Consider the following 25841-nt stretch of genomic DNA (forward strand, 5'->3'; position numbering starts at 1 on the left):
CCCACGATATCATCTCAGCAGCCGCGTTCTCAGCTGTGCTGAGCAGCGTTCATGGATCGATTGATGCCAATCCGACCGCGGGATACGGAGGATGGCGAGTGCAGGAAGCGCGCGAGAATGGTCATCCGTTGCAGGACTCAAGTGGTCCTCGGAGTCAGCCCATCATGGAGGAGCAAGCACAAGGAAAAGCACCTACTCCCCTGACCCTGATAACGAAGCTCGCCACGCTCTTGAACCGGGCAACCGATTTTCGGACGGCACTGCAGGAGATCTTGCCCTTAGTCCTCAACATAGTAGGCTCGACAGCCGGCTGGATCACACTCCGTCGGGAAGAGTCGTTCGAACTGGTTGCAGCACATGGCTTACCACCAGGGCTTGCCGCGAACAACATGAGTATGTTGCGCTGGTCTCCCTGCCGCTGTCAGCGCCTGGCATTGACCGGTGACCTTGCGACCACCGCTGAGATCATCAACTGCGAACGACTGGCACGGCTTCGTGAGCAGGCTGAAAACCCGGAAAAGGCAAGACAGCTCACGGGTGGGCTTCACTGGCACCTCTCCGTGCCGCTACGGACCCCAAGTGGGAACGTCATCGGAATTCTCAACCTCAATCGGCTGATCCCTGATCCACTCGACAGCGAGACCAAGCTTTTTCTGGATCTTTTGGGAGAACTCTTGGCAAGTGCCATCGAACGGGACGAACTAGCCACGGAACTTCGACGGCTTCGATCCGAAGAACGGGAACGAGCAACGGCACTCGCCCATAGGCTTGTTGGACAGGAGCGATTGTCCGACGTTGCCGAGTCGATCTTTACGATGCTTGAGCCCGTTCTCCAGCCCGATGCAATGAGCCTGCTTGTTGTCGATCCCTCTGAGCAGTACCTCGTCCTGCGTGCTGGACGCGGCTGGTCAGCTCAGTGGGTGGGGCGAATATGGCTTCCGCTCAATCCTCCAACGCACAACGCGCCAGCCTGGGCACTCCAGACGGGCCATCCCTTGAGTGTTCGACTTGACCAGCTTGGACACCCATTCCACGTCCCTCATCCCGTACTCGCAGCGGGTGTCCGCTTTTCAGCCTTCTTTCCGCTGCTCGCCAACGAACGCCCGGTCGGCATTCTGGTAGCAAACTATTTCACTGCTCGGGAACTCAGTGAGGATCAGATTCGTTTCGCGAAGCTCCTCGCTGAGATCGGAGCAGTCGCCGTCGCGCGCGTGCGGGAACGAGAGCGGAATGATGAACTCCTGAGTGAACTTCCGATTGGCCTTTTCCAGCTCAATGCAGCGGGCCAGATCATTCAGGCCAACCGAGCATTCGCACGCCTTCTTGGTTGGACAAGCCCCGAGAATGTTGTTGGGCGGCCTCTAGCCGATTTCTTCCTAGAACGGGTCGAGGCGTCTCGTCTCTGGAGCGCGGTGCGACGCGGTGATGCGATCGCCGGCACAGAGTGTCGCTGGCGGAAACACGACGGTGCAGTCTTCTGGGTGCGTCTCTCGGCACGAACCCAACGCACTCCTGATGGCCACGTAGTTCTGGTCGAAGGAACAGCCGAGGACATCAGTGAGCGCAAGCAAATCGAGGAGCATCTTGTCTACCTTGCACGCCACGACAGTCTCACCGGTATTGCGAATCGTTACGCGCTGATCGAGGCCTTGAGAGACGCACTGGCGCGCGCCTCGCGGAACCAGCGGAGCGGTGCTCTGCTGCTACTCGATCTCGACAAATTCAAGCTCGTCAACGACCAACTTGGCCACGCCAAAGGCGATGCTGTCCTGCGCTCCGTAGCCATGCGTTTGAGTCGGGCTGTGCGGACGAGCGAACTCGTCGCACGGCTTGGCGGTGACGAGTTCGCAGTCTTGCTCTTTCCTGTCACGCGCGAAGCTGCGGAAGGCGTGGCCCAGCGTCTGCTTACTGCAATTGGAGAAATCACAGTAGCGCTCCCAGAACGCGTAATGCGACTGAAGGCAAGCTGCGGCATCGCTCTCTTTCCGGAACACGGGACCACTGTTGAAGAACTCCTCATCGCAGCCGATCGTGCACTCTACACGGCCAAATATCAGGGCGGCTCTCGGTTTGCGACCTATGCCATCAGGCATTCGCAGACTGATCCGTCCTCAGTGACTGCCTATGCCGATCATCTCGAGGCAGCACTCGCGAACGACACCTTTTGCCTCTTGTCTCAACCGATCCTTGACCTCCGGAGCGGTTTGGTTTCCGGACACGAGTTATTGCTCCGCCTCCGCGAGGGCAATCGTCTCATCGATCCAAGCGGTTTCCTACCGATTGCGGAGCGGCTCGGATTGGTCCCGAGGATCGATCTGTGGGTTGTCGAGCGTGCCGCTCAGCTCGCACGGGCGTCGGGGCAGCGCATCCATGTCAATCTCTCAGCGCAGACGCTTCACGATGCACAAGCGCTGCGCACTCTTGAGACAATCTTCGAGCAGCAGGCGACTCCTGCCGGCAAAGTGGTCCTTGAGTTGACGGAAACGGTCGCCATCGCCGATTTCGCATGGATGCGCGAGCAACTGCAGCGACTACGGAACCACGGTTGCCTCTTGGCCATCGATGACTTTGGCGTTGGCTACTCGTCACTCTACCAACTTCGCTCATTCCCAGTGGACTTTTTGAAGATCGACGGAAGTTTTGTGGCGGATCTCCTCGATGATCCTGTCAACCAGAGCATCGTACATGCGATCGTCGAGCTGGCTCGGGCGTTAGGTGCCGAGACAATCGCCGAGTGGGTGGAGCGCGAGTCACTGCTCGACGAACTCCGTACTCTCGGCGTCGACTACGCCCAAGGCTATGCTACCGGACGTCCCCAGCTGGTCGAAGAATTCTGACTCGGTCAGACATACACTCTTGCAGAGCACTGTGTGGCACACAAGAGGGGGCGTCAATGGCAGAGGAACGTCCGGTCGCGTTCGTGACAGGTGGCACGGGGCAGGTTGGCTCCGTTGTCGTGCGCTGGTTCGCTGAGCGTGGCGTACGGCTGTTCGTCCCGTATCGTTCTTCCGAACGTTGGCAGCATCTCCGCGAGACACTTGGAGAACTCGCGAATGCCGTAGAGGGAATGCAGGTTGATCTGGCCACCCCTGCGGGAAGTGAGCAGGCCGTGACTGCTACGTTTGATCAGTACGGGCGCCTGGACTGGGTACTCTGCCTCGCTGGAGGATTCCAACCTGGCCGGATTGCCGACACGACTCCCGAACTCTGGCAGGAACTCCTGAGCCTCAACCTCTGGCCAACCGCTCATGTTCTGCGAGCTGTCGTGCCCCGCCTGCTCGCGCAAGGAACCGGACGAATCGTGACTGTTGGGGCACGAGCCGCTCTCGATCCTGGAGCCGGGGCAGTTGCCTACGCCGTGGCGAAACATGCAGTGATCACACTCACGTTGGCAGTTGCGCGTGAACTCCGCGGCACCGGCGTCACGGCAAATTGCATTGCACCAGCGACGATCGACACACCGGCCAATCGTGCCGCTATGCCAACGGCTGACTACACGAAGTGGGTTCGTCCCGAACAAGTCGCTGCGCTGCTCTGGTACCTCTGCTCACCGGACGCGGCAGCACTGAATGGAGCCGTGATCCCGATCGTCGGCGGACAATAACGGCTACCACGCACTCCACGCATGCGTCGGCATGTCACCGCGTGGCTGACCATCCCATGTGGCACCGTAGAGATGCCAGCGGAAAGCTTCGACGAGCGAACGGAGGGTACGGGTAATCTCTTCGGGAACCGGCTGTCCCTCCGGTGAGAACCATGGGCCAACCGGCTCTGGCGGGAGCACAGTGGTGGCGTGTGTCGGCACCTCGGAGTGTGGCACACCATCCCAGCTGATCCCGTAGAGATGCCACCGGAAGGCCTCCACGAGTGCGCGGAGCGTCGCTTCGGTCGCCTGCCGATCAAAACCGTTCTCGGTCACCAGCACCGGCACTGGCTCACCCGGTTGGAGTTCAGGAGCATGCGTCGGCAGATCGCCACGGTGATCGACACCGTCCCAACTCATGCCGTAGAGATGCCAGCGGAACGCCTCGACAAGGGCGCGAGCTGTGGCGTTAATCGCCTCGGCTCTCGGTCGCCCACGACTGTCGAACCACGGTCCATCGGCCAGATCCCAGCTCGCAACCACGTCCCAGATGGTGCGGAGTTCGCGCCCATCCACGTCACGCGCAATCGCCTCGATGAGATGGTTCCCTGGATCAAGGTGTGCCGTGAATGTCACTGTCGGCCCCGTCCCGCGAGCCTCCTGCCCGGCGACCCGCACAATGAGTTCGGCGATCGGCCGGTCAGACACAACGGTTGCACTGACCTGAACCGGTCCAGGCAAAACGGTTGACCAACGCGCTGGCTGCACCGCCACGAAGGCTAGCGAAACTGGTGTTCCCGGTGTCGGCGTCGGCCGTGGTGTCGGAGTCGGTTGCGGAGTAGGAGCAGGCAACGGAGTCACCTGCAGACGACAGCCTGCGTCGGCACAAAAGTCCTCGACAAAGCCGATGACGTCAGTGGTCACCCGACGAGCGACGTTGGCAAGCGTGGACTCAAACGAGATAACTCCGAAGACCGCGAGGTGGTCGGTCGTCAAAAGCGGCCCACCGCTCATCCCTTCGGTCAGGTCGGCTTGCAATGCCAAGAGATCTGCGCTGATGTCCAGGAAACCACTTGCCGATGCGTGCCACTGCGTCCCAAACGGCTTGTCACCAGGATAGCCAGCGGCGACGAAAGAGAAGGACGGGTCGGTGAGTGCGGCATCACTCGGAGCCGCAAGGGCAAGCGATCCCGCTTCCGTTCCGAGAGGATCAGCGAGGAGCACCAGCCCAAAGTCAAACTCGGGCATCTCCCCCTGCTCTGCCCAACCGCGCGGGACGACAACATCGACGGCCTCGGTCATTCCGTAGGGAGTGACAACCCTCCCACTCTGCCGGTCCGCACCGGGAACAACGATGAGGCTCTTAACCCACCCGCCGTATGCAGCTTGATACAGGCAGTGCGCAGCAGTCAGGACAACGTTCGTGCTGATAAGAACTCCAGAGCAGGAAAACAGCGTGCCATCAACAAACTCGCCGACCAGGAGCGTCACAGCGGAGGCAGGTACGCTCGTCGTCGGTGTGACGCGTCTCCGCTCGTCTGGTGGAAAGATTCGTTGGTAAGTGAAGTCGTTGTTGGCCTGCTCGAGGAGATTGGCTGAGAACAGCTGCACTGGCGTCGTCAATTGATGGCGGATGTATGAGGCTGGGTCTGCAGCAACGGGGTGCGGGACCAGCAACACCCCTAACAACGAGAAGGCAAGGAGGAGCCCCGACCAGCCGACGCTTGACTTCATGCCGATTCCCCCTTGACGCAGCGCCGTGCGCCTCACTGTACATGTCGGACATGGTGAAGACAAGCAAGAGAGTATCCTAAGGCGGCGGTGTGGGGTGATTTGCGCACCGTTCCAACATCCTATTGGGAGGTGAGGCACTCGTGCAGGACGAGCGACGAGCGCTGGTGATCGTAGCCCATCCGGATGACATGGAAATCGGCTGTGGCGGGACGGTTGCCTGGTGGGTCGATGAAGGCTGGACAGTTGACCTGGTTGTGGTGACCGAGGGTGGGAGTGGTGGCCCGGATGACGCCGAGGATGCCAGTCCCGAGGCACGGCGACGGATCAGTGAGATTCGGAAAGCGGAACAGCGCGAAGGAGCACGCATTCTCGGTGTGCGGACTGTCGAGTTTCTTGACTATCCTGATGGGTGCGTTGAGCCAACGTTAGGACTCCGCCGTGATCTTGTCCGCGTTCTTCGGAAGTATCGGCCACAGGTCCTGGTCATCCCTTCACCGGATCGAAGCTGGTCACCAGCGTACCAGGTTGGTCGTTATCACCCGGACCACCTAGCGGTGGGACAGGCAGCATTGGCGGCCGTCTATCCAGCCGCGGGCAATGCCTGGGACTTTCCGGAACTTCTGGAGGAGAGATTGCGTCCTCATCAGGTACAGGAGATCTACGTCATCAATGCGCCAGTCCTCAACCATGCAGTGGACATTACAACTACGTTAGACCGCAAGCTGGCCGCACTGAAAGCACATCGGAGCCAGTTCGGCGATCGCTTCGCGCTGCTCGAGCGCTGGCTACGGCAAGCAGCGATGGAGCGAGGGGTTCGGCACGGCATGCAGTATGCAGAGGAGTTCCACCGCATCCGCGTACGCGAACCCTTTCCGTTCCGCCGGTGAGGCACAGTTCTGAAGAAATCGGAAAATGAGCAGCACACAGTCGACCAACCGTGCCATCTCCTTCACCTGAACGTAACCGCACGATGGCACGGTTCGTTTTCTCGGCGATCGATGCTCGGCGCTTGGCATCGGGCATGCTCACCAACTGGGTGAGGGAGGAGATGCATGGAAGCTGCAGTGATCGAGGCAAAAGATTATCTTGTTGTCCCCTCTAGAATCGCACCAACTGCGGGATAGAAAATGGGATGGAAAGCAACATACTATTCAAACTGTGGAGTATTTAAGTAATATGATCTTTGCACCGTCGCATGCCCTTCCGCTATTCTCCTGAAGCGCCTTTTGCAACCCTTCATTGCCTGTACGTCGTCTCCTGGCACAACGGTGAAGGCGGGTAAACAGTCTACTGTGCATGGCTCGTCTGCCCGCACAGCTGTCCTTCTCTGACTGCTGACTGCAGGAGCACTCAGGAAGCAGCAGCTTCAGCTCTGCCTTCACCTTTTGGTGAGTGGGCAAGGCACCTGCGCCTGACACGTCCTCTGGTTTGAGCAGGCACCGTCGTTGGAGTGTTGTTCTTCCCACACGTCTGCTACCGAAATCAGCCGCAGTATGCGACACTGCTCGTGGCTTGAGGCTACCTCTTGTGGACAGGAGTGGGGGACAGAATGAATGCCGAGCGACATAGTGTGCATGATCTCATGCGCGCTTTACGCTTCCGCTGCGTCGGCCCACATCGCGGAGGACGCGTCGTCGCGGTTGTTGGACACCCAGACAACCCGATGACGTTCTACTTCGGCGCCTGTGCCGGTGGGGTATGGAAGACCGAAGACGGCGGCACGACCTGGTGGAACATCTCGGACGGCTTCTTCGGTACAGCGGCGGTCGGTGCCATCGCCATTGCGGCCTCCGACCCGAATGTTCTCTATGTCGGCACGGGCGAGGCCTGTATCCGCGGCAATGTCTCGCACGGTGACGGTGTCTACAAATCGACCGATGGTGGGCGGACCTGGGTCAACGTTGGACTCCGTGACACACGGCACATCGCCAAGATCCGCGTCCATCCAACGAATCCCGACCTTGTCTACGTCGCTGCGCTCGGACACGCCTTTGGGCCCAATGAGGAACGCGGTGTCTTTCGCAGCCGAGACGGCGGGCGCTCCTGGGAACGGGTTCTGTATCGGGACGCACAAACCGGCGCAATCGATCTTGTCATGGCTCCCCACAATCCTCGCATCCTCTATGCTGCACTCTGGCAAGCGCGTCGCTGGCCTTGGAAGTTCGAGAGTGGGGGCCCTGGTTCCGGAATCTTCCGCTCCACCGACGGGGGTGAGACGTGGGAGGAACTCACCCGCAAACCTGGGCTTCCAAAGGGAATCATTGGACGAGTTGGACTCGCGGTTTCCGCCAAACCCGGTCGCCTCTGGGCACTTGTGGAAGCTGAGGACGGCGCTCTTTTCCGCTCTGAGGATTACGGTGAATCGTGGGAGCGCGTGAGTGACAAGGGAGACCTCCGCTGGCGCGCCTGGTACTTCCACCACCTCTGCGCCGATCCGGTTGATCCGGATACGCTCTGGGTACTGGATCTCAGACTCTGGAAGTCGATCGATGGTGGACACACCTTTACCGAGGTACCCACACCACACGGGGACCACCACGACCACTGGATCGACCCGAAGAACCCGCTGCGAATGATCAACGGCAATGACGGCGGCGCCTGCATCAGCTTCGATGGCGGCCGCACCTGGTCAACCCAGTTCAATCAGCCGACGGCACAGCTTTACCACATCACTGTCGACAGCCGTTTCCCCTACTGGATCTACGGCTCCCAGCAAGACAACACGGCAATCGCGCTCCCGAGCCGCTCCGTGAACGGTGCGATTACCACCTGTGAATGGATTGAGCCCGGTGGTGGTGAGAGCGGGTATATTGCGGTCAAGCCAGATGATCCCGACATCGTGATCGGTGGAGCGATCGGCAGTGGTGAGGGAAATGGCCGCCTCATCCGGTACAACCGCCGGACCGGCGAGCAGCGCAATATCACCGTTTGGCCCTATGAGACCAGCATGGCTGAGGGCGCCGAGTCACTCCGCTATCGCTTCCAGTGGACGTTCCCCATCCTTTTCTCTCCCCACGACCCGAACACGCTGTATGTCTGCTCCCAGGTCGTCCATCGCTCCCGGGATCTTGGCTACACCTGGGAAGTGATCAGCCCTGACCTTACACGCAGCGACCCCGACAAGCTGAAGCCGTCGGGCGGGCCGATCACCCGCGATAACACCGGTGCTGAGGTCTATTGCACGATCTTCTCTTTCGTCGAGTCACCACATCGCCCCGGTGTCTTCTGGGCAGGCACAGACGACGGCCTGGTGCACGTCTCACGTGACGGTGGTACCACCTGGGAGATGGTGACACCGCCGGAGCTCCCAGAATGGGCGACTGTTGCTTCGCTCGAAGTTTCGCCGCACGACCCAGAAACGGTCTATCTTGCAGCTCACCGTTACCGGCTGGACGATCCAGCACCCTACCTGTTCAAGACAAGCGACGGTGGGCGAACCTGGCTTTCCCTGCGCGGCGACCTGCCGGGCGAGACAATTTGTCGCGTGCTTCGGGTCGATCCGGTGAAGCCAGGCCTTCTCTACCTCGGCACGGAGACAGGGCTCTGGATCTCCTTCGATGATGGTCACCACTGGCATCGCTGGCAAGGGAACCTCCCCACCTGCCCAATCTATGATCTGGTCATCAAGGAGGACGATCTGGTCATCGCGACACACGGCCGCAGCTTCTGGATTCTCGACGACGTGACGCCGCTCCGGCAGTTCGATTCCTCCTCACTCGCCGGGCCAGCGTATCTTTTCGCCCCGCGACCGACTGTCCGCCTCAAAACCTATCCAGGGTTCGGCAGTGAGGTACCGAATACGGTGAGCTACCGCTGGGCGGGCCCCATCGTCTACGCTGCCTGGGTCACGGAACGGCCAACCGGAGTGAAGGAAGCTCAACCACTCGATGCGGGAGAGAATCCGCCCGACGGTGCCATCGTGACCTACTATCTCGCAGAGGAGCCAACCGAGGTGACACTCACGATCTTGGATGCCGAGGGGCGTGAGCTGCGACGCTTCTCGAGCGAAAAGCCTGTTGATCCCTACCCGGATATTCCCGAAGGAAAGAAGCCCTCGCTCCCGCCGCGTCTGGACAAAACACCGGGATTCCACCGCTTCGTCTGGGACTTGCGCGTGGAGGGAGCTCGACGCGCAATCGGCGACAAGCCATACGAGGGATATCTCGTCGGACCGCGCGTCGTGCCCAGTACGTACCAGGTACGCCTCACCGTCGGTGACCACAGTTGGACGCAGCCACTCGAGATCCGACCTGATCCGCGGCTCACCGTCACGCGAGAGGATCTCGAGCGGCAGTTCGACCTGCTCTTGCGTATCCGCGACAAAGTTTCAGAGGCGCACGACGCCATTAACCGCTTGCGCGATGCGCGCCACCAGCTCGACGAGTGGCAACGACGACTTGAGGCATCCAACGGAGCAGATGAACTCCTCGAAGCGGTACGCGCTCTTCGTGACCGACTTGGATCGCTTATCGACGAACTTCTGGAACCGCGGATGGATGACCCCCGTCAATTTCCCTGGCGTGCGCCGGCACGGTTGGCAGTGTTGCAGAGCTTTGTTGACAGTGCCGACGACCGGCCGACAGCTGCCGAGGAAGCGGTCTATCGCGAACTTGCTGCGGAAATCGACGCCATCCTCGCACGCGTGCGACAAGCGCTCGAGGAGGAACTCCCTACACTCGGCCACCGACTGCTCGAGGCTGGAGCCAGCCCCATTTTGCCGCGACCAGTCCTGGCTCGCCCCTAACGGCGACTGCTCGCCTTGGTACAGCGGGTGAGGAGTGTCAACCCACCCGCTGTGCCAACGTCTGCCTCATCGAGACAGAGAACAAACTCTTCTGGAGCAATGCCGTATCTCCCGCTGGGCGATCCTCCAGCGACGGAGGCCAACTTGGGCAATGCAGGAATCGTCCCAAACGGGATGCGCCCATCAGCCACGTCACCAAGCCCCGAGCCACCGCATCACAGAGACGAGACACGGCGAGCAAGTGGTACCTCACCCACCCAGTTCCGCTCACCAAGGAGGCGACTTCTTGCACTTGGACCTACGACGTACGCTGAGAAGAACGTCTTTCAGTGGGGAGAAGGGACAAGAAAACGGGGGCGTGGCAACCCGTCCCCGAGCTGCCTGACGTCGGTGATAGACCGGTTCGCAGAGGCAAACGCCCACGAACCACAAGTGGCGCGTTGGTTCTCTACCCAACTCTGCTCCACTTTCGCCTTCTGTGGAGACATGCCACGCTCAGCCCGCGTGGACCAGTACAGATGCCCCCTGGCGCAACACGGTGTCCTGACTGGGAACCCTTCTTCACGCTGGTCACCCGCAGCGCCCTCTGAGTCCTACAGACCATGCCAACACGCCTCAGGTGGCTGGAAATGCAGTAGCGCTCCGTTGCGTCGCCAGATGTGTCACCTGACCGCCGCTGTGGTGGTGAAACTTCTCGCAGCGGTGCGCGCTGCCTGGGCCAACGCTGCATGAGCGGCTACCCCGTTGAATCGGGCACAGACCGGCACCGCTGAACGGTCCGCACGACAAAGCATCGACAATCGGTGCACGCATCACTCTCTGAAAAGAGCAGACTATGCCACCTCTCAGAAGTGGTTCGACGTCCTCAACACTGACCCTGGATGCTTGCACAGCTCCGACGCGAACCCCACGGGACAGCAAGCCTGCTCAGCCCAGCGGCAGGCGGAGTGGATTACCCCCGAGCAAGTGGAAGTGCAGATGGAACACGCTCTGCCCCGCGTCGGGTCCGACGTTGGTGACGAGCCGGTAGCCACGCTCGGCAAGCCCCTGTTCCCGCGCCACCCGTGCAGCGACTTGAAGACACCGACCGAGGAGAACAGGATCGGCCGATTCTGCCTCAGCAAGTGAACGAATGTGTTGATTCGGAACGACCAGCAAGTGGACGCGCGCTTGCGGATGGATGTCCCAGAAGACCGTCACGGTGTCATCTTGATAGACTTTTCGCGCTGACTGGCGACCAGCGACAATCTCACAAAAGATGCAGAAATCGGTCATCCCATCCCTCCTCATCCGGTGAGGCCGACGTGCCAGAACTGCCAGAAGTCGAAACAATTCGCCGGACACTCGCCCCGCTGCTCATCGGCGCAACCGTTCTGGCCGCGCTGCGCGGCGAGCGTCCCGAGGATATTCTGCTCGATCCGTGGTCCATGTTCGCACGTCGCGTGCGTGGCCGGCAGATTGTTGCGCTCGAGCGACGGGGGAAGTATCTCGCGTTCCGGTTGAGCGATGAAGGCCGATTACTCATCCACCTTGGAATGACGGGGGAACTCCGCCTCAGTCGACCCGATGTTCCGCCACCCCGACACTGTCACCTTGGACTGGTACTCCGCTCTCCGTACCCGCTTCCGGTGACGTTCATCGACCCACGTCGTCGCTTTGTGCTCCGCTATCGCGATATCCGCCGTTTCGGCCGCATAGGACTCCTTGCACCAGAGGACTGGGCAGCACTCTCGCAGCGGCTCGGGCCCGAACCACTCGACCCAGAACTGGACGCGCTCACACTCTGGCAGCGGCTCGTCCATCGTCACACGAGCGTGAAAGCAGCCTTGCTTCACCAAGCACTGATTGCTGGTATCGGCAACATTTACGCTGACGAGGCATTATTCCAGGCCGGCATTCATCCACTGCGCCGCTGTGACACACTCACACTGTCCGAAGTGGAGCGGCTCTTGACCGCCGTGCGGAGCGTGCTCACCGCGGCCATTGAGAGTCAGGGGACAACCATCCGTGATTACCGCGATCCGCACGGTCGCACGGGCCGCTACCAATTCCAGCTGCAGATCTATGGTCAGCGGCCAGGCACTCCTTGCCCGAAATGCGGAACACCGCTTGAGCGGGTGCGCGTCGCCGGCCGTAGCAGCACCGCTTGCCCACGGTGTCAGCCACTTGTCTGCAACACCCCTTGTTCGAGCTCGTAAGGTCACTGAAACAGCCGACGGCAAGGCAACAGATGTCAACGCCGCTCTTCGTTCAGGGTCGTGAACTCCTGTGCATCCGGGTCGAGTACTGGACAGTTATCGCCATCCGGGAGAAGCTCAGGATGCTTGAGACCACTGCCAGTGAGGAAAAGCGCGACTTCGTCTGCAGGAGTGAGCCAGCCGCTGTCGCGAAGCGTGAGCAGCGCCGCAAGCGTCGCACCGGCTTCGGGGGACACAAGGATACCTTCGGTACGAGCGAGGAGCCGCATTCCTTCGAGCAACGCCGCATCACTTACAGTGACAGCAGTGCCGCCACTCCGCCGAACCGCATCGAGCACCAAGCGGTCTCCGATCGTCATTGGAACACGCAGCCCTGGAGCGACTGTCGTGGCATGCTCCCATCGTGCAGCGGTCGATACCCCTTCATGGAACGCACGGACAAGCGGTGCGCACCCTTCGGGCTGCACCAGCACCAGGCGCGGCCGTTCTGGGCCGAGGAGGCCGAGCACCTCGAGTTCGCTGAACGCTTTCCACATTCCCACGATGCCGGTACCACCCCCGGTGGGATAGATGATCACGTCAGGAATCCGCCAACCGAGTTGCTCAACCAGCTCTATCCCCATCGTCTTCTTTCCCTCAGCCCGATACGGCTCACGGAGCGTCGAGAGATCGACCCAACCACGCTCGCCAGCAAGGCGCCGGACGAGCCGCCCACAGTCGGTGATGAGACCGCGCACCCGATAGACGTGGGCACCGTACGCCAGGCACTCAGCGAGGATCGTCCGTGGTGTGTCGACCGGGATGAAGACGTAGGCCGGGATACCCGCTCGCGCAGCATAAGCGCTCAGCGCCGCAGCAGCATTCCCCGCCGAGGGCAACGCAACTGCCTGCGCACCCAGCTCCACTGCACGACTCACAGCAACTGCTAAGCCGCGCGCCTTGAAGCTACCGGTCGGGTTGCGACTCTCATCCTTGAGCCAAAGCTGCCGGATGCCGAGATTATGCGCGAGGCGCTGCGCCGCAAGTAGTGGAGTGCCGCCTTCGCCCAATGTCAGGCGAAAGCGCGGATCACGCACTGGTAGTAACTCCGCGTAGCGCCACAGGTTCCATGGACGCTCGCTTAGCCGAGCAGGATGGAACGTTCGGCGTGCACGCTCAAGATCGTAGTGCGCTGCAAGCACACCGCCACAGCACGGGCACGTACCGTGGAGCTCGTCGGCAGCAAGTTCCGTTCCACAGGCCGTACAGCTGAGGTGTGTCAGGGCACTCTCCACGACAACCCGTTCCCCGGCGCATTGTATCCCACCTTCGGGAGGAGGGACGCGACCATCCACAGGTCGCAAAGCTGTATCCTTGCCCTGCCGTTGGTCAGGACAAACAGCCCGCTTCGTCAGCGTTCGCCATTTGTCAAATGCGGTCTTGCCCTCGGAGTCTGGTCCGGTGAGGCGCAGTCGGCAACGCACGAGCGGTTCTCGGCGTAGAGGCGAGTAGACTTTCCGTCCCGCTGGTGATCCTGTGTCTGGGTCATGGTGTAAGGATGGTAGTCGCAGGAGACAACGAGCCTGCGATTGTCCTTGAGCATGCGACCCTCGACGACCCTGGCAACACGACCGGAAGACTTTTGTTGTCCCTTACCGGTTTTCTCATCAAAGGGCCACACTCCCAGATGGATCTCTCACGACAGACCACGCTGTGACGCACGGTGATGAAATCAAGTCCACAGCCTCACTGCCGAACAGAGGTTGTCCCGCAGCCAGGATCCCAGAGAACCTGCAACGAGCCACTGATGACGATCTCTTATCCCGCTTCGATCTTGTCGCTTTTCTCCCCCGGCGGTTCAAACCCCTGAACCGCCAGACATAGCGTCGCCTCGTCTGCATACCTTGACACGAGGCCACTCAATGCGTTATGTTCCGTTGGTTGGCAGACTTCGCAGGCCGGCGCGAGCCGTCGCCGGCATCCCGAGCGTCCAAAGGACAGGTGAGGGACGGGAGGTGGTGCCATGCGGATCGCGCAGATCGCACCGCTCATCGAAGCGGTGCCCCCCAAGCTGTACGGGGGGACGGAGCGAGTGGTCTCTGCGCTCGTCGAGGAACTTGTGCGCCGTGGGCACGACGTGACGCTCTTTGCGACCGCTGACTCGCAGACGAGCGCACGCTTAGTGCCCATGGCCGAAGGGGGGTTGCGACTCCTCGGTCTCAAGGACCCGATTGCCTTGCACGTCGCGATGCTTGAGGAGGTTTATGCCCAGGCCGATGAGTTCGATATTATCCACTCCCATGTCGACTACCTGACATTTCCTTTCGCCCGTGGAGTGACGACACCGACGGTGACAACCCTCCACGGTCGACTCGATCTGCCCGAGACACGCCGAGTGCTCTCTCGCTTCACCGACCAGCGGTTGATCAGTATTAGCTGGAGCCAACGAGCGCCGGTCGCCGATTTGCCCTTGCGCTGGGTCGGTACTGTCTACAACGGTGTCTGTTTGGAACGCTTTCCCTTCCGCCCCAAGCCAGACGATCCACCGTATCTTGCCTTTGTCGGCCGTATCTCCCCCGAAAAGCGACCAGACTGGGCGATCGAAGTTGCACGTCGCGCTGGACTCCCGCTCAAGATCGGCGCAAAGATCGATCCAGCTGACCGCGACTGGGCGGAAGAGCACTTCCTGCCGCTGCTCGGAACGCCAGGTGTTGAGTATCTCGGTGAAGTCGACGACCGCCAGAAAGCTGAACTTCTTGGTGGAGCACTCGCGCTTCTATTCCCGATCGATTGGCCAGAGCCATTCGGCCTGGTGCTCATCGAGTCGATGGCCTGCGGAACGCCGGTCATTGCCTTCCCCGGTGGAGCAGTGAACGAAATTGTTCTCGATGGCGTGACGGGCTTCGTTTGCCGGAGCCGGACGTTCGACGAGATGGTCCAGGCAGTGCATCGCATTGAACAGCTCGATCGTGCAGCCTGCCGATGGCATGCCGAGCAGCACTTCTCGAGCGCGGCCATGACCGATGCCTATGAGGCGATCTATCACCAGCTCTTGCTCGAGCAGGCGACGCCACTCGTTGTCAGTGCAGACGGCTATTTCACCTCGGTGACGATTGATGACGTGCGGAGGCTCCCACCTGTTGGTAGTGAGATTGGGCGAACTGCCAGCGGTAAATTCACGACTCCGGCTCCGCGAGAGCACTGACGAGCTCCACGACAAGCTGCCGGTAGCCCTCGGGATCCGGTTGAGGCAACGCGCGGGCGAAGACGTGTGTCACTCCGAGCGCGGCAAGACGCGCCAGTCGCGCTCGGAGTTCTTTTGCTGACCCGATCAAGCACAGCTGGGCGAGGAGTTCTGTCGGGACGAGTTGACGGATCACTGTTGGATCAACGCGTCTCCGGATATCGTGCCAGGGACGTCCGGCACGCAGGAGATCTTCCGTACCGAGGAGCCGGCGGAGATCACGAATGAGGCGCTCCGTGTCGAAGCCCGGGACAACGACCTGCTGAGCCATTCCTGGAAGCGTGCAGAGTAAGGCAAAGGGGACTTTGCGCTCCTCCAGTTCTGGCTCAGGATCGTCTGTCAGGACGAGGTTGCCCCGCAGAAAGATAGGGAAGGCGCTGGGATCGCGTCCCGCCGCGGCGACAGCTGCACGGAGCTCGGGAAGAATCTGCGAGAGGAAGAGTTCGCTGGCAAAATCAGCAATCAGGATGCCATCGGCCAACCGCGCTGCGAGCTCGCGCGCTCGCGGCCCCAGCGCCGCCAGATAGATCGGAACCCGCTGCTGCAGCGGCGCGATGCTCAGCGGCCAATCTCGAATCCGAAAATGCTGCCCGTCCAACGAGGCACGGTATGGCGGCTGCCACCATTGGCGAAGCAGTTGGATCGTCTCAGTAAGTGCGACGAGCGGATCCCTGGTTTCCATCCCAAGGCCGAAGCGATAGAACTCTGGCTGTCCACGGCCGAGACCAAGGAAAGCCCGACCACCAGTGAGGCGATCGAGCGTGGCAAGCGCCATGGCTATCTGCACCGGATGACGCAGGAACGGGCTCGTGACACCGGTTCCGAGGCGGATCCGATCGGTGCGCGGCGCAGCCGCGGCTGCAACGGCAATTGCATCCCAGCCGTCCGGATCCTCACTGAGCCAGACCGAGTGGAAGCCACCACGATCAGCGGCCAGGATCGTCTCGAGCGTCCACGCAACTGCTGTGCGCGGATCAGGTGTACGAGCCCAGCGATAGTGTGAAAGATCAAGACAGAGCTCCACGGGAGTCCCTCAGGCAAAGGCAAGCGGTGGCCGACGGCAATGCCAGTCGGTGCGTGCTTGGTAGGAGCGAGCGAGAGCAAGCAAGGTGCTCTCGTCACCAGCCCGCCCCACGAACTGTAGCCCGGTTGGCAGGCCGCGCTCACCAAACCCGTTGGGCACGCTGATCGCTGGGAATCCTGCGAGATTACTCGCCGCGCTCAGGGGAGTACGCCGCGCCGGTCCCGCATAGTCGTCAAAGCGACTTGTCAGCGGACTTGCAACAACTAGCGTGCTCGGAGCTACGATCGCATCGTACGGGGCAAGCAGCGACGTGAGTTCCTCCCGCAACTGGCGGCGGATTCGCTGGGCGCGAAGGTAGTCGACCGCGGGAATCGTGAGGCCAGCGATGCCACCGACTCGATCCTCAGGTGCTGTCAGGGTGCGCGTTGCGCCGCTCGCCACGAGTTCCTCGAAAGCACTTGCGGCCTCGGCGCTGAGCACAATACGGATGACCTCGCCGTATGGGCGGTCAGGGAGGACAATTGGTTCGAGCGTTGCAAACTCGCTCAAGAGCACTAGCGCCGCGCGGAAATTCGCCACCACTTCTGGCTGAGCGAACTCCAGACCCGTTTCGAGGACGCCGATTCGGAAGATTTGCTTCTGCCCGGACACGAGTGCCTCAGACCATGGGTGCGGAATGGTCGCTGGATCGCGGGGATCAGGACCAGCGACAGCGGCAAGCACAAGCGCACAATCCTCTGCACTCCGTGCAAGCGGGCCAATCTTGTCCAGCGTCCAGCTTAAAGTCATCGCGCCGAAGCGACTCACCCGACCAGAGGTCGGGCGCAGCCCGGTCACGCCGCAATAGCTGGCAGGAACGATAATTGACCCCCAAGTCTCGGTACCAAGCGCGAAGGGAACGAAGTCTGCTGCGACCGCTGCTGCTGGACCAGTCGAAGAGCCCCCGCTCCATGCATCGACATTCCAGGGATTGATCCCCGGCCCAGTGAAGGACGCATGCGGTTGCTCGTACCCCATCCCTCCGGCCAGTTCGACTGTCGCGAGCTTGGCCACAAGGACCGCACCGGCCTCGCGCAAGCGAGCAATCGCCGTCGCGTCCTCTGGGAAGTGCTGCTGGCGGAGAGACACAGCCCCCCAGGTCGTCGGGTACCCAGCGGCAGCGAGAAGATCTTTGGCACCATATGGAATTCCATGGAGCGGGCCACGGTCGATACCCGCCACCAGTTCCGCTTCCGCACGACGGGCCTCGTCCAAGGCGCGCTCCGCAGTCAGCGTGACGACAGCGTTCAGCCATTTGCCAATCCGCTCGAGCCGTCGGAGTACAAGCTCAGCGAGTTCGACCGGACTCGTCTCCCGACGGCGAAGCAACACTGCTAACTCGCGGAGAGAACAATGAGCAAAATCGTCCTGAGTCATTGCCTTGTTCCCATTTGAACGAGAAAGTCAGGTTCGTCGGCGTTCGTGAGCGGGAACGTACCGAGTTTTCGGCTCGCTTCTACGAGCTCCCGAATCTGCGCGCGGAGACGCGCCAGCTCGTCTTCGTCGAACCAGCCCGGCAAACGCGCCAGAACAAATGTGAGCCGCTGCTCAACTTCGACATCGAGTTCGTCCGACATTGCTCGACTTTGTCCCCAGTGGACTCTACCACGAAAAAGGCGATAGGAGAATTCGACGACGGTTTTCCGATCGCCAACCGCATCCGAGACGGCCCGACAGGACACCGCACCCGAGACCAGCTGAAGCGATAGGAAGCGGCATCTCCCCGAGCTGAGGAATAAAAGCTGGTCGCACCACAATTCGGACGCTCGGAGTCAGAGGAGTCCAACATAGATCCTGAGATCGGCAAGAACTTGTGTGAGGGGTCACGATGCGATACACTCCTGCCCGCGTGGGGAGTAGCCTCCCAGCGGGAAGTGCTGGTGCGCCTGGTCGTCAACACAGGGTTAACCCCTCGGCTAGGCGAGGCGGAGAGGCGAGACCACGACGGATGATTGGATCCGTCTGGCTCGCCTCTCCGCTCATCTCTGGGGAGGGTCAGAGGGCCTCAAGGAGGTAAGGGGTCACAATGGTCGAGGTGCCGCTTTGGGGCTGGTTTGCGTTCATTGGACTCATCCTCGCTCTGCTTGCGCTTGACCTCGGGGTCTTCCACCGCAAAGCTCACGTCGTTGAAATGAAGGAGGCAGGCCTCTGGGTCTCCTTCTGGGTCTCGCTCTCACTGTTATTCGGCGTGTTCCTTTGGTATTTCGAGGGACATGAGGCTGGACTGCAGTATTTCACCGGATACTTGATAGAACTTTCCCTTTCCGCCGATAACATGTTTGTGTTCGTTCTCATCTTTACCGCATTTGTAGTTCCTGCACAGTACCAACATCGGGTACTCTATTATGGAATCCTCGGCGCACTGATCATGCGCGGTGCAATGATTCTTGGTGGTGCTTGGCTCATCGCGCGCTTTCACTGGATCCTCTACTTGTTCGGCGCCTTCCTCGTCTTTACTGGTCTACGCATGCTTTTGGAACGTGAAGAACGCCAGGTAGATGTGGAGAACAATATCGCTATTCGTATCGTCTCGCGCTTCGCACCGATCGTCCCACGATACTATGAGCAACGGTTCTTTGTCCGCATCGACGGTAAACGCTACGCAACGCCGCTGATTGTTGTCCTCGTCTTAGTGGAACTGACTGACCTGATGTTCGCCATTGACTCGATTCCAGCCATTTTCGCTGTGACGCGCGATCCATTCATCGTTTTCTCATCGAACGTCTTCGCTATCCTTGGCCTCCGCTCCATGTACTTTCTCCTCGCTGGACTCGTCCGGCGCTTGGCCTACTTGCGCTATGGCCTCGCTTTCATCTTGAGCTACATTGGTGTGAAGATGCTCGTTCAGGATTTCTACAAGATCCCGACAGCCGTTTCGCTGGGTATCGTGATCGTGACACTGGCAATCAGCATAGTCGTCTCCTTGCTTCTCGCCGAGCGACGGCTGGTTCGCCACCATGCCGAAGTGACGCAAGCCAATGAGTAGTGGACCACGCAGTGACAGGCCTACTTGTGAAGCCAGGGGAGGGAGAAAACTGTGCCCACACTCATCGTTCCGCTGGAATATGACCGCACCAAGCCACATCCCCACGGGGTGAGTGAGCGTGTCTTGCCCTGGGCACGCGCCCTGGCGCGGCGCCTTGCAGCTCCAGTCGTCTTCGTAGCTGTTCTCGACGTTCCAGTTGGGCTTCGTTCGGTGAAAGAGCAAGAACTGCTGCGAACCCTGCTCGAAGACTGGCGCGCAGAGTGCCGTGCCTACCTGGAAGAAGTCGCTCGCACGTTCCCTCAGGAGGCTCGCACCCGCATCGTCATCGAAGAGGGAGATCCAGCACTCGTCCTCACACGCCTGGCTGAAGAGACCGTTGATCCGCTTGTTGTCATGGCAGCGCATGCCCGTGCCGGATGGCGCCGTGTGGTACTCGGTTCAGTCACCGCACAGGTCATCGCGAGCGGGGTCACTCCTGTCTTTGTTGTTCCTGCACACGTGCCGCCACCAGACGAGACGAAGCTTGTTCTCGACCGGGCACTCGTCCCACTCGACGGTTCGCGACTAGCGGAAGGAGCACTGGATCTTCTGCCGCTCCTCGGGCTCAAGAGCTGGGAAGTTGTGCTCCTCCATGTCCGCGAAGGGCGTCCCCGCCGTATCGAAGCGGACATCGCTGGCGATGATCCATCCACCTATCTTCGTCAACTTGCCGAACGCCTCGGTGCGCGGGGTTATCGTGTTGAGTGGCTGGTCGCCGATGGACGGCCTGCCCAGGTGATCGTCGAGGTCGCGCGCGAGCGGGCAGCAGATCTCATCGTCATGGTCACTCACGGGTGGAGCGGGCTGCGTGACGTGGTGATGGGCTCAACCGCCGAACAGGTGCTCGCCCAGGCACCCGTGCCAGTCCTGGTACGGCGGCCAGCACCACTTACTCCTGGAGATGGTACGGAACGGTCGTGATGACAATGTCTGGAATATCGGCAAGAGCGCGTCGTAATCGCCAGGCGGTTTGGGTGTGCAGCAGACGCTCCCACCAGTGCGCCGTCACAAACTCTGGGATGACGACCGTAATGAGTGGGGCACCCTTCTCACGGTGAAGCTTCTCGATGACGGCAACCAAAGGGCCAAGGAGTTCGCGATACGGGGAATCCACAATCACAAGAGGAATCGTGAGGCCAGTCTCACGCCAGCGCTCTTGAAGTAGTTCACCCGATTCCGGCTCAGTGGCAACATGCACGGCTGTTACGTCGTCAGCCACAGCTCGCGCATAGTTCAGGGCGAGCAGTGACGCGCGGTTGAGCGAGAACACCGGCACAATTGCGACGATGCGTCGTGGCACTATTCGGAGCCGCCGCCGAGCTTCCTCTGGGCTCACCCGAAGCTGCTCGGCAACTGACACATAATGCCGGTGGGTTCCCACCATCATGGCAATCAGCAGTGGCATCACAACCACAACTATCCAAGCCCCGTGGATGAACTTCGTCACGAGGATCACGGCGGTCACGATCCCAGTCGTAATGGCTCCCAACCCATTCATCAGCAAGCTGTGCCACTGCAGTCGCCGCAAGTCGCCACGTGCTTTGCGCCACCAGTGCACCACCATTCCACTCTGGGAGAGCGTGAACGCAGTAAAGACCCCGACCGCATAGAGAGGAATCAGTGCCGAGACGTCGGCACGCCGTAGAATGACCAGGAGACAGGACACGAGGCCTAACGTTACGATCCCTGTCGAGAAGGCCAATCGCTCACCCTGAAAGCGGAACTGTCGTGGTAGGTAACGGTCACGCGCGAGGAAATACGCGAGACGTGGGAAATCTGCGAACGCCGTATTGGCTGCGAGGAAGAGGATCAATGCGGTCGCAGCCTGGATCACGTAGTAGAACGGAGAATCATCCACCAAGGTCCGTGCCAACTGCGAGACAATTGTCTCCCGGTCACTCGGCATCAGATGAGAGTGATAGCTCAAGAGTGTCACGCCGCTGAAGAGCCCAACAAGCAAAAGCCCCATTGCCAGGAGCGTCGTTCGTGCATTCTCCGGTTGCGGATCTTTGAACGCTGGCAGCCCGTTCGAGATCGCCTCAATCCCGGTGAGCGTCGTACTTCCGGCCGCGAAAGCGCGGAGCACGAGAAAGAGCGTCAACGGGCTGCTTGGCGGAGGTGGCTCGTAACGAACCGGATGTGCTTCCGGCCCGATACCGGCGAGCGACGCAACCCCGAGCACAATGAGGAGGCCGAGACACACAATGTAGGCATAGGTCGGGACGGTGAAAATAGTCGCACTCTCCCGAATGCCACGCAGATTGGCAATGGTGAGGAAAAGGATCGCCGCAACTGCCAGTTCAACGCGAACCGGAAAAAGGCTGGGCAGCGCGGAAGTTATCGCCGCAACTCCTGCAGAAATGCTAACGGCGACAGTCAGGATGTAATCGCTCAGCAGCGCAGCAGCCGCAACCAGTCCCGCACCGACCCCAAGATTTTCGCGCGAGACGATATACGTCCCACCACCGTGCGGATAGGCCCGGATCGTCTGACGGTAAGAGAACACGACGATCATGATCAGGAGGACAATCGCCAACCAGATCGGCAATGTGTAGGCGTAGGCGGCACTACCCGCAAGAATCAGAATCCGCAGAATCTCCTCGGGACCGTACGCCGTCGAGGAGAGTGCATCCGACGAGAAGACCGCGAGCGCCTTGACCTTTCCGATTCGCTGGTGCGGTGCTTCTGCGGTATGTAAGGGCCGCCCAATAATGGCCCGGCGAAGGCGGAACCATGCCTTACCGAAAATACTGACCGGCTCAGCTGGTTCCGCGACGAACCGGCCAGGAGCGATCTCCCGAATGGGAAGATCACCTGAAGCGACATGACGAATGTACCGGTCTCCCGGGTGCGTGCCCGGGATCTTCGTCCCGTTGCGAATCGGCGAGCTCGGTTCGCCGCTTTCCATCTCCCACCTGCCGGAGCGAGGGCAACCGCCCTGCTCCGTGCCGGTGCAGGAGTATACGCCCGGCACAGGTCCCAAGGGAGGGGAATGACCGGATGAGCACACCCCGGCCCGCTCCTGCCGGTGGAGTCTTGCGACCAGACTGTCACCCTCTCCTCGCCCACGGTCACGCGCGCCAAAGCTCCTGCAGGAACACCCCACGCACCTGCGTCAGCTGACTCAGCTCCTGGAACTCGACAGGGATCTCCCGGTGTTGCGCACACCACCGTGCATGATTTTCATGACACTCATCGTGCTCGCAGCGCTGCACAACCCGTCAAGACATGCGAACCGGACAATAGCTTCCCCTCCGCCCGCCATCTCAGTATCAGGGACACCCCGAACTCGCCTCTGACCAAACTGCTGACGTCACGCGACCGTCAGCACGTCCAGCAGCCCACAGGAGGTACCTGGTGGATACCAGAGGCTGTTGGTCACATCCGGCAATCAAACTGCAAGTGCTGGTAGGAGCGAATTCTGCCCATACGGAGAAGTACCCTCCGACGAGTACGACTGACGAGCTTCTTTTTCGCAGATTTGGATCCATAGCTATAGAAGTCCGTTGACAGAGCCTCCTTGCATCGTGCTCTCGTTCGAGCTGGTGTGCCGCAACACCACGGATGCCTCCTCTATCATCTGCCCGACCCCGGAGCAATGCTCTACCAGCTGGGAGGGTGAAATTTCTGCTCCTTTCCTCGTCACAAGGGGGATTCCTTAGCGCGTTACCACGAACACACGCCACAGACAAACGTGGCAATACGTTCACGGCTCCGATGGGACAGATACGGACTCGGCCGAGTGGTACCCTTATGCCGAGTTAAACGGGACGGCGCACGAGGTGGCGCAATGCTCATACCAGTACTCCATAGCTGTCCAACCTGCCCAAGTGTGTTGGGTATTACCCTCTATCCACCAGCACTCGCCCTCGTCATTTTGCCCACCCTTCTCTATAGCCTCGCCCTTTGGCGGTTGCGCCAGATCGGTCGGTCAGTTCCATCGAGCTGGCCGGCAGCGTTCTATGTCGGTATGTTCACGGCGCTCATTGCCCTGGCCGGTCCACTCGATACCTGGAACGATGAACTCCTCACGATGCACATGGCCCAGCACCTCGTTCTCATCCAGATCACAGCCCCCTTACTGCTCCTGGGGCGCCCGGTGCAGGTCATCCTCCGCGCGTTGCCACCACACCGTGCAGGCACCGTGACACGTCTTTTGCTCCGACCGGTCTGGTCACGCCGCATCTTGAGCATCTTGACAGCCCCACTTGTCGCAACAGCCCTGGCAAGCATCGCGCTCGTCGTCTGGCACTTCCCGGTGCTCTACGAACAGGCTGTCCTCCGTCAGCCAATACATGACCTCCAGCACTTGAGTTTCTTCGGTACTGCACTCTTGTTCTGGTGGCCAATTATTGATCCGGTTCCGCGACACCATCGGATGAACGGACTCTGGGCCAGTTTGATGGTTTTCATCACGGCGGTCGTCAGCACGGTGCTCGGTGCCATCATCACTCTTGCTGACGATGTGATCTACTCCCCGTATCGCTACGCAGCAATGCCTTGGGGCTTCACGCCAATGGTCGACCAGCAGGTCGCTGGCCTTCTCATGTGGATCGGCGGCGGCACACTGTACATCGTGATCATTCTTATCCTCCTTGCTCGCTGGCTCCTCCACGAGGAAGGCCGCCGTATGGCCAGTGAGCCCGTGTGAGAAGTGCAGTCGCACCGTATACCACCAGCTGTTCGAGACCACGCAGCCACTGTTCCCCACGGAGAGGAACCGTCTTCGAGCGAGTTCCCACAACTTGGCATCAGGGAGAACCACAGCAGGATCCGGGTCGGGACACGCGGGAACTCGTCGAAGGAGCTCCTTCTCTCCTGCTGTGTTCCAGCGCAAGAGGGAGAGCATCCGCGTTACGCACCGGTTCCAATCCAGGCGACATCGTTCCGGTGTGTTGATTCGCTTCTCCAGACTCGCAGCATGCCGCGACATCTGCACCGTTGCAGACGCCGGTCGCCGGGAGTTCAAGTTGGACGCGATGCGCAGCCTCCCAATCGCCAGCCAGCGCTGCGACCACCGAACGGACCTGCTCGTAACCCGTCCGAAGCAAAAACGTTGGCGCGCGCCCATAGCTTTTCAGGCCTACAAGAAAGAAACCCGGTTCTTGAGGGTGCGCAAGCTCCCGGACTCCGTGTGGAGGGACAGTCCCACAACTATGAACGTTCGGATCGATCAGGGGCGCGAGGGCTACCGGCGCCTCAACGGCCGGATCGAGCGCCAGCCGAAGCTCACGGAGCGGCGTGAGGTCCGGCCGATACCCGGTTGCACAGACAATCCGATCAACTGGGGGTAGGACCCGCTCGCCGCTATGGATCACGATACCCTGCGAGCTCCGTTCGACTCGATCCACAAGAACTCCGGTGTGCAGGGTCACAAGGCCTTGACCCACAGCCTCCGCGACACGGAGACCAAGCCGGCCACGCTCGGGAAGTTCATCGCTCGGACTGCCGAGTCGCCCCGTGAGCGAGCGACGCCGAATCGCCCAATGGATCCGGGTATCAGGCTCCTGCGCTGCCAACTCGACGAGGTCAAGAAGGACACCAAAAGCGGAATGCCCAGCCCCAACCACGAGCGTCCGCCTTCCGGCGTATGCTGCCCGGTCGCGGCCGAGCACATCTGGCATGCTGTAGGCAATACAATCGGCCAGAACCGCTTCGCCGAGTGCAGGAAGACCACACGCACCCAGCGGATTCGGAACAGCGCCAGAGGCATCAATCACTGCGCGGGCGAGGATTTCCTCCTCACCGTTCGGTGTCGCCACGCGGACCACGAATGGACGCCCGCCCCGATCATACCCCGCCAGCTTCTCGCGGCCGAGTCGGGCGACAGCGATGACACGATGCCCCACACGGAGGAAGGGATGGATTGCTGGGTGGACAGCGAGTGGTTCGAGCCAGCGTGCGACGAGCTCGCCGCCGGTCGGGTAAGCCTCCGAGGCAGGGGTATGCCAGCCGTTGGCAGCGAGCAGTTGTGCCGCAAGCGGATCCAGGTTGAAGCGCCAGGGAGAAAACATCCGGACATGCGCCCAGCGCCAGATCGCCGTCCCGACGGTGGGACCAGCCTCCAGTACCAAGAACGGCAGGCCCCGCTGGGACAAATGGGCAGCCGCGACAAGCCCGATCGGCCCGGCACCGATCACAACGACAGGAAGATCCCGCACTGACGACATTCCTGTGCTCCTGTCATGTTTCTTCCGCGTACCATCCACTCAGCGCCGCTCCGCTCAACGAACCACACTCCAATGCAGACCGCCCTATATCGATGACTATC

General features: G+C 60.7%; 17 protein-coding genes. 9 read left to right on the plus strand and 8 right to left on the minus strand.

Annotated elements, in window-relative coordinates; all coding sequences use genetic code 11:
• Window positions 1-164: 164 nt before the first annotated feature.
• The gene (locus NET03_RS03170; RefSeq protein ID WP_252127433.1) at window positions 165-2837 is read left to right on the plus strand and encodes a putative bifunctional diguanylate cyclase/phosphodiesterase; all 2673 of its coding nucleotides are present in this window, start codon (window positions 165-167) and stop codon (window positions 2835-2837) included.
• A 56-nt stretch (window positions 2838-2893) separates the two neighbouring features.
• Window positions 2894-3604 carry an SDR family NAD(P)-dependent oxidoreductase gene (locus NET03_RS03175; RefSeq protein WP_252127434.1) on the plus strand — a complete coding sequence of 237 codons (711 nt, stop codon included), beginning with the start codon at window positions 2894-2896 and terminating at the stop codon, window positions 3602-3604.
• 3 nt (window positions 3605-3607) lie between these two features.
• Here the strand turns inward: NET03_RS03175 and NET03_RS03180 are convergent, their stop codons facing one another.
• Entirely contained in the window at window positions 3608-5317 is a 1710-nt protein-coding gene (locus NET03_RS03180) for a trypsin-like serine peptidase (protein ID WP_252127435.1), read from the minus strand.
• Between the two features lie 140 nt (window positions 5318-5457).
• On the opposite strand from NET03_RS03180, the gene NET03_RS03185 reads away from it, so the two are divergent.
• Together NET03_RS03185 and NET03_RS03190 are read left to right on the plus strand one after the other, a co-directional pair.
• The gene (locus NET03_RS03185) at window positions 5458-6204 is read left to right on the plus strand and encodes a PIG-L deacetylase family protein (RefSeq protein WP_252127436.1); all 747 of its coding nucleotides are present in this window, start codon (window positions 5458-5460) and stop codon (window positions 6202-6204) included.
• A gap of 662 nt (window positions 6205-6866) precedes the next feature.
• Window positions 6867-10061 (plus strand): VPS10 domain-containing protein, encoded by a 3195-nt coding sequence (locus tag NET03_RS03190; RefSeq protein ID WP_252127437.1) that lies wholly within the window; start codon window positions 6867-6869, stop codon window positions 10059-10061.
• Window positions 10062-10988: 927 nt separating this feature from the next.
• Here the strand turns inward: NET03_RS03190 and NET03_RS03195 are convergent.
• On the minus strand, window positions 10989-11336 hold the full coding sequence (locus NET03_RS03195) for a histidine triad nucleotide-binding protein (protein ID WP_252127438.1): 348 nt from the start codon (window positions 11334-11336) through the stop codon (window positions 10989-10991).
• A 29-nt stretch (window positions 11337-11365) separates the two neighbouring features.
• On the opposite strand from NET03_RS03195, the gene mutM reads away from it, so the two are divergent.
• Window positions 11366-12259: a bifunctional DNA-formamidopyrimidine glycosylase/DNA-(apurinic or apyrimidinic site) lyase gene (gene mutM, locus NET03_RS03200; protein WP_252127439.1), complete on the plus strand. Its 894-nt coding sequence runs from the start codon at window positions 11366-11368 to the stop codon at window positions 12257-12259.
• A 35-nt stretch (window positions 12260-12294) separates the two neighbouring features.
• On the opposite strand, the gene NET03_RS03205 is transcribed toward mutM, so the two are convergent.
• Window positions 12295-13533, minus strand: a complete 1239-nt coding sequence (locus tag NET03_RS03205; protein WP_252127440.1) for a threonine synthase — start codon at window positions 13531-13533, stop codon at window positions 12295-12297.
• A 728-nt stretch (window positions 13534-14261) separates the two neighbouring features.
• Here NET03_RS03205 and NET03_RS03210 point away from each other — a divergent pair.
• Window positions 14262-15443, plus strand: a complete 1182-nt coding sequence (locus NET03_RS03210; RefSeq protein ID WP_252127441.1) for a glycosyltransferase family 4 protein — start codon at window positions 14262-14264, stop codon at window positions 15441-15443.
• Here NET03_RS03210 and NET03_RS03215 read toward each other — a convergent pair.
• The 3 genes from NET03_RS03215 to NET03_RS03225 are packed head-to-tail and all read right to left on the minus strand — an operon-like array spanning window position 15415 to window position 18122.
• Entirely contained in the window at window positions 15415-16506 is a 1092-nt protein-coding gene (locus tag NET03_RS03215) for an LLM class flavin-dependent oxidoreductase (protein WP_252127442.1), read from the minus strand. The two genes, NET03_RS03210 and NET03_RS03215, sit on opposite strands and share 29 nt — an antisense overlap.
• Before the next feature lie 9 nt (window positions 16507-16515).
• Window positions 16516-17922, minus strand: coding sequence for an amidase (locus NET03_RS03220; RefSeq protein WP_252127443.1), 1407 nt, complete (start codon window positions 17920-17922; stop codon window positions 16516-16518).
• Window positions 17919-18122: a hypothetical protein gene (locus tag NET03_RS03225; RefSeq protein ID WP_252127444.1), complete on the minus strand. Its 204-nt coding sequence runs from the start codon at window positions 18120-18122 to the stop codon at window positions 17919-17921. Before NET03_RS03225 ends, NET03_RS03220 begins: the two co-directional genes overlap by 4 nt.
• A gap of 449 nt (window positions 18123-18571) precedes the next feature.
• Here NET03_RS03225 and NET03_RS03230 point away from each other — a divergent pair, with 449 nt between their 5' ends.
• Complete coding sequence (locus NET03_RS03230) at window positions 18572-19531, plus strand: TerC family protein (protein ID WP_252127445.1); 960 nt, start codon at window positions 18572-18574, stop codon at window positions 19529-19531.
• 51 nt (window positions 19532-19582) lie between these two features.
• Window positions 19583-20491, plus strand: a complete 909-nt coding sequence (locus NET03_RS03235; protein WP_252127446.1) for a universal stress protein — start codon at window positions 19583-19585, stop codon at window positions 20489-20491.
• Here the strand turns inward: NET03_RS03235 and NET03_RS03240 are convergent.
• Window positions 20460-22478, minus strand: coding sequence for an APC family permease (locus tag NET03_RS03240; protein ID WP_252127447.1), 2019 nt, complete (start codon window positions 22476-22478; stop codon window positions 20460-20462). The two genes, NET03_RS03235 and NET03_RS03240, sit on opposite strands and share 32 nt — an antisense overlap.
• Before the next feature lie 882 nt (window positions 22479-23360).
• Here NET03_RS03240 and NET03_RS03245 point away from each other — a divergent pair.
• Window positions 23361-24221, plus strand: a complete 861-nt coding sequence (locus tag NET03_RS03245) for a cytochrome c oxidase assembly protein (RefSeq protein WP_252127448.1) — start codon at window positions 23361-23363, stop codon at window positions 24219-24221.
• A 100-nt stretch (window positions 24222-24321) separates the two neighbouring features.
• On the opposite strand, the gene NET03_RS03250 is transcribed toward NET03_RS03245, so the two are convergent.
• Window positions 24322-25740: an FAD-dependent oxidoreductase gene (locus NET03_RS03250; RefSeq protein ID WP_252127449.1), complete on the minus strand. Its 1419-nt coding sequence runs from the start codon at window positions 25738-25740 to the stop codon at window positions 24322-24324.
• Window positions 25741-25841 lie beyond the last annotated feature (101 nt).

Source organism: Thermomicrobium sp. CFH 73360, assembly GCF_023806465.1.
Lineage (GTDB): Bacteria > Chloroflexota > Chloroflexia > Thermomicrobiales > Thermomicrobiaceae > Thermomicrobium.

Bases quoted from the DNA above. Each gene is read 5' to 3' on its own strand.
- NET03_RS03170 (WP_252127433.1), top strand. From the start codon at position 165: ATGGAGGAGCAAGCACAAGGAAAAGCACCTACTCCCCTGACCCTGATA.
- NET03_RS03175 (WP_252127434.1), top strand. From the start codon at position 2,894: ATGGCAGAGGAACGTCCGGTCGCGTTCGTGACAGGTGGCACGGGGCAG.
- NET03_RS03180 (WP_252127435.1), bottom strand. From the start codon at position 5,317: ATGAAGTCAAGCGTCGGCTGGTCGGGGCTCCTCCTTGCCTTCTCGTTG.
- NET03_RS03190 (WP_252127437.1), top strand. From the start codon at position 6,867: ATGAATGCCGAGCGACATAGTGTGCATGATCTCATGCGCGCTTTACGC.
- NET03_RS03195 (WP_252127438.1), bottom strand. From the start codon at position 11,336: ATGACCGATTTCTGCATCTTTTGTGAGATTGTCGCTGGTCGCCAGTCA.
- NET03_RS03210 (WP_252127441.1), top strand. From the start codon at position 14,262: ATGCGGATCGCGCAGATCGCACCGCTCATCGAAGCGGTGCCCCCCAAG.
- NET03_RS03220 (WP_252127443.1), bottom strand. From the start codon at position 17,922: ATGACTCAGGACGATTTTGCTCATTGTTCTCTCCGCGAGTTAGCAGTG.
- NET03_RS03225 (WP_252127444.1), bottom strand. From the start codon at position 18,122: ATGTCGGACGAACTCGATGTCGAAGTTGAGCAGCGGCTCACATTTGTT.
- NET03_RS03230 (WP_252127445.1), top strand. From the start codon at position 18,572: ATGGTCGAGGTGCCGCTTTGGGGCTGGTTTGCGTTCATTGGACTCATC.
- NET03_RS03240 (WP_252127447.1), bottom strand. From the start codon at position 22,478: ATGGAAAGCGGCGAACCGAGCTCGCCGATTCGCAACGGGACGAAGATC.
- NET03_RS03245 (WP_252127448.1), top strand. From the start codon at position 23,361: ATGCTCATACCAGTACTCCATAGCTGTCCAACCTGCCCAAGTGTGTTG.
- NET03_RS03250 (WP_252127449.1), bottom strand. From the start codon at position 25,740: ATGTCGTCAGTGCGGGATCTTCCTGTCGTTGTGATCGGTGCCGGGCCG.